General features: G+C 71.1%; 1 protein-coding gene and 2 pseudogenes. All 3 read left to right on the plus strand.

Annotated features, from left to right (window positions below):
- A pseudogene (locus ABT014_RS34335) lies at positions 1 to 85 on the plus strand (ATP-binding protein); the annotation flags it as partial.
- Positions 86 to 471: 386 nt separating this feature from the next.
- Positions 472 to 3,945, plus strand: coding sequence for a sensor histidine kinase (locus tag ABT014_RS34340; RefSeq protein ID WP_350643763.1), 3,474 nt, complete (start codon positions 472 to 474; stop codon positions 3,943 to 3,945).
- Position 3,946: 1 nt separating this feature from the next.
- Positions 3,947 to 4,023 (plus strand): annotated as a pseudogene (locus tag ABT014_RS34345) (roadblock/LC7 domain-containing protein); the annotation flags it as partial.

The raw sequence follows: 4,023 nt of genomic DNA on the forward strand, positions 1-4,023 counted from the left end.
CGCCCTCGACGCCCGACGCCGGGACAGCGCCAAGAGCGCCCTCATCACCCTCGTCGAGCACGCCCTCCTCGCCCGCCTCCGCTGAGGACCGGCACCATCGAAGGACCCCGCCGGACCTGCCACGTGAGGTTCGGCACGTGCCCGCCCCCCGCCCGTCCCGGCGGGGGCGGGCACGGTGCAGTTGTGCATAACAGTTCGGTAGGCATTTGGAGATCACTAGTGACCTACGGTGACGAGTCCGATCCGTTATGCGCGGATGACCTTGTATTTTGCGGTCTCCTGCACCCAAATGTCCCATTTGCTCGTGCCTGACCGGGTACGGAGAGCTGTTTGTCCCGAATCCCTGCACGTGCTGAAATTCCAGCTACCCCGTAGTCATCGTTGGCAGTTCCACCCACAGCGGGCTGCGGCCACCGGGGGAAGCCGCTGGATAGATCCATGGCCGCCAGTCGGTCGAGAGGTTGTTGTCGAGTGAGGCGTAAGCAGCCAGTCACCCCGCAGCGCTCCGAGCCCCGTCAGAACGAGCCGGGCGGAAGCGGCCAGGCACCCAACGGGTTCTCCGCGTTCACCCCCACCGAGGAACGGACCGGCCCCGGCCCGTCCGCGGCCCTCGGCGGCGGCACGTCACGGCCGGTCGGTTCGACGGCGCCGGGCCCGCGCCCCGAGGAGCGCGCCGCCCGCGGCGGACGCTACGAATTCCTGTCCCCGCTGAACTGGCGGGTACCCACCCGACTCGTCGCGATCCTGCTGATCCCGGTCATCATCGGCCTGGTGTTCGGCGGCCTTCGCGTCAACACCTCGTTCGACGACTGGGTCAAGGCCGACAAGGCCCTGAAGACCGCAGACCTGGCGCGCACCGCGACCCAGCTCGCGGACGCCCTGGAGAACGAGCGCGACCTCACGGTGCTGCCGATCGTCACCGGCAACGACCCGAACGGTGACAAGAAGAAGTTCCGCGACCGCACCGACCAGGCGCTGGCCGCGTACAACGCCGCCTTCGCGAAGGTGAAGGACGACTCGACGCTGGCCCGCCGCAACGAGGCCTTCCAGCAGCTGGTGGTGTCGCTGCCGCACCTGCGCGACAACGCCTACAAGCCGGAGCTGTTCGCCACGGCCACCCAGAGCGCGTACTCGATCATGTTCGCGCCGCTGCTCGCCATCGACAACTCCGTCGGCTTCGGCAGCTCCGCCGAGACCAGCCGCGGCCGCGCGATCTACGCCATGTCGCTGGCCAAGGCCTCCGCCTCGACCCAGCGCGTGCTGATGACCAACCTGCTGGTCGGCATCGGCACCGGCAGCGTCACCAAGTACGAGAACGTCGAGCTGATCCAGACCCTGCTGGTCTCCGCCAAGCTCGAGGCGACCGCCATCGGCGAGTTCACCACCGGCAGCACCACCGAGGACGCCAAGGTCTACTCGGAGGAGCTGGTCAACCAGGCCTCCGCCGACCTGCGCACCCCGCACCGGATGCCCGGTGGCCAGGCCATCCCGACCGTGCAGGGCCTGCTGAACATCGGCATGGCCTACTCGACGGCGGCCGCCGCCGGCGAGTCCAAGGGCAAGGACCAGGCCCGGCAGACCTTCGAGGCCGCCCAGGCCGAGGGCCTGAACCTGGAGAACTGGTCGCAGGCCACCAGCGGCCACCTCAACTCGCTGCGCGCCACCGAGAACCGGCTGCTCGACCAGGTCGTCGCCGGCGCCGAGAACATCAAGTCGCGCGCCCAGACCGACGCGATCCTCAACTCCGCGATCGTGATCGCCGCGCTCGCGCTGGCCGGTCTGCTCACCGGCTTCATCGCCCGCTCGATGATCCTCGGCATGCGCGTGCTGAACAGCGCCGCGCTGGAGATCGCCAACCACCGCCTGCCGGACCTGGTCGAGAAGCTCTCCAAGACCGACCCGGACCGGGTGGACACCTCGGTGGCCGCGATCCCGCTGTGGGGCAAGGACGAGATCGGCGAGGTCGCCCGCGCCTTCGACCAGGTGCACGCCCAGGCCGTCTCGCTCGCCGCCGAGCAGGCGCTGCTCCGAGGCAACCTGAACGCGATCTTCTCCAACCTGTCGCGCCGCAGCCAGAGCCTGATCCAGCGCCAGCTGGCGCTGATCACCGACCTGGAGAACAACGAGGCCGACCCGGACCAGCTGGAGAACCTCTTCAAGCTGGACCACCTCGCCACCCGTATGCGCCGCAACGGTGAGAACCTGCTGGTTCTCGCCGGTGAGGAGCCCGGCCGCCGCTGGAACACCCCGGTGCCGCTGGTCGACGTGCTCCGCGCCGCCGCCTCCGAGGTGGAGCAGTACGAGCGCATCGAGCTCGCCGGCATACCCGAGGCCGAGGTCGTCGGCCCCGCCGTGACCGACCTCGTCCACCTGCTCGCCGAGCTGCTGGAGAACGCCACCTCGTTCTCCAGCCCGCAGACCCGGGTGCTGGTCAACGCCACCCGCCTGCCGGACGGCCGGGTGCTGGTCGAGATCCACGACAAGGGCATCGGCCTCACCGCCGAGGACTTCGCCGAGATCAACGAGAAGCTGGCCGAGCCGCCCACGGTCGACGCCACCATCTCCCGCCGCATGGGCCTGTTCGTGGTCGGCCGCCTCTCGCAGCGCCACGACATCCGGGTCCAGCTCCGCCCGTCCGGCGAGTCCGCGGGCACCACCTCGCTGGTGATGCTCCCGCAGTCGCTGACCCAGCTGAGCGTGCAGCCGGAGCCCGAGGAGGAGTTCACGGTCTCCCGGATCTTCGCCGAGCAGGAGCCGTCCGCCCAGGGCTGGGACCAGGTCGGGCAGGCGCGCAGCGCCGCCGAGCTGGGCTTCGACGACCACCTGACCGGCCACGGCGCCGACGGCGGCTTCAGCCCCGCGCTGGAGTCCATGCAGCGCTCGCAGCGGCTGGAGCAGCAGCGCCGGGCGGCCCTGGAGGCCCCCGCGGGCGAGGGCGACGGCGAGCCGCTGGAGGCCGAGCTGGTCGAGCCGCCGTACGGCGACGGCTACGCCCAGCAGGGCTACCAGCAGGACCCGTACGGCCGCGACCAGTTCGGCACCGAGCAGTACGCCCAGGACGGCTACGGCGAGTACCCCGAGTACGCGGACGACCGCTACCAGGGCCAGGACGCCGGCTACCAGGGCTACGGCCAGGACCAGCAGTACGCCGACGGCGGCTACCAGCAGCCGTTCGGCCAGGACCAGTACGGCCAGGGCCAGTACGCCCAGGACGGCTACGGCCAGGGCTACGACCAGGGTTACCAGCAGCCGTACGACGACCGGACCGGCGAGGCGCCGGCCGGGCACCCGTACGGCCAGGAGGAGCCGCCTGCGGCGCTCCCGCCGGCCGCCGCGGGCGGCGGGGCCGGGACGCTGAGCTCGGGCCTGCCCCAGCGCCGTCCGGGCCAGCAGCTGGCCGGTGGCGCGGCCGCGGCCGGATCGGCCTTCGGCGGTCCGGGTGCGGGCGGTGCGCAGGGCGGCGAGCAGCCGAACTGGTTCGCCGGCGCCAAGGACACCGGTTCGGAGTCCGAGCAGCGCGGCCACCAGGTGTCCGGCCTCGGCGGCTACGGCCCGACCGGCCCGACCAGCTCGCCCACGACCTCGTGGGAGTCGGCCAACGACGGTGACTGGCAGCGCGCGGAGCAGCTCCGCGAGCCGGCCGCCGGCGGCACCACCACCTCCGGTCTGCCGCGCCGGGTCCCGAAGCAGAACCTGGTCCCCGGCAACGCCAAGCCCACTCCGCAGGACGGCCCGCAGGTCTCCCGCAACCCGGAGGAGGTGCGCGGCCGGCTCACCAACCTGCGCCGCGGCGTCGAGCAGGGCCGCAGTGCCGGCGGTGACCCGGGTGCCACCGGCAGCTTCCGGATCGATCCCCAGGAAATGTCCCAGCAGGGCCGGTCCGGAAACGGACAGCAGAACAACAGCACCGATCTCTTCGGCGGCTCGAACCACCAGGAGCGTTGAGTTGAGTCAGATGAGCCAGGCCGCACAGAACCTGAACTGGCTGATCACCAATTTCGTGGACAACACCCCCGGGGTGTC

Source organism: Kitasatospora sp. NPDC094015 (assembly GCF_040304075.1).
Classification (GTDB): domain Bacteria; phylum Actinomycetota; class Actinomycetes; order Streptomycetales; family Streptomycetaceae; genus Kitasatospora.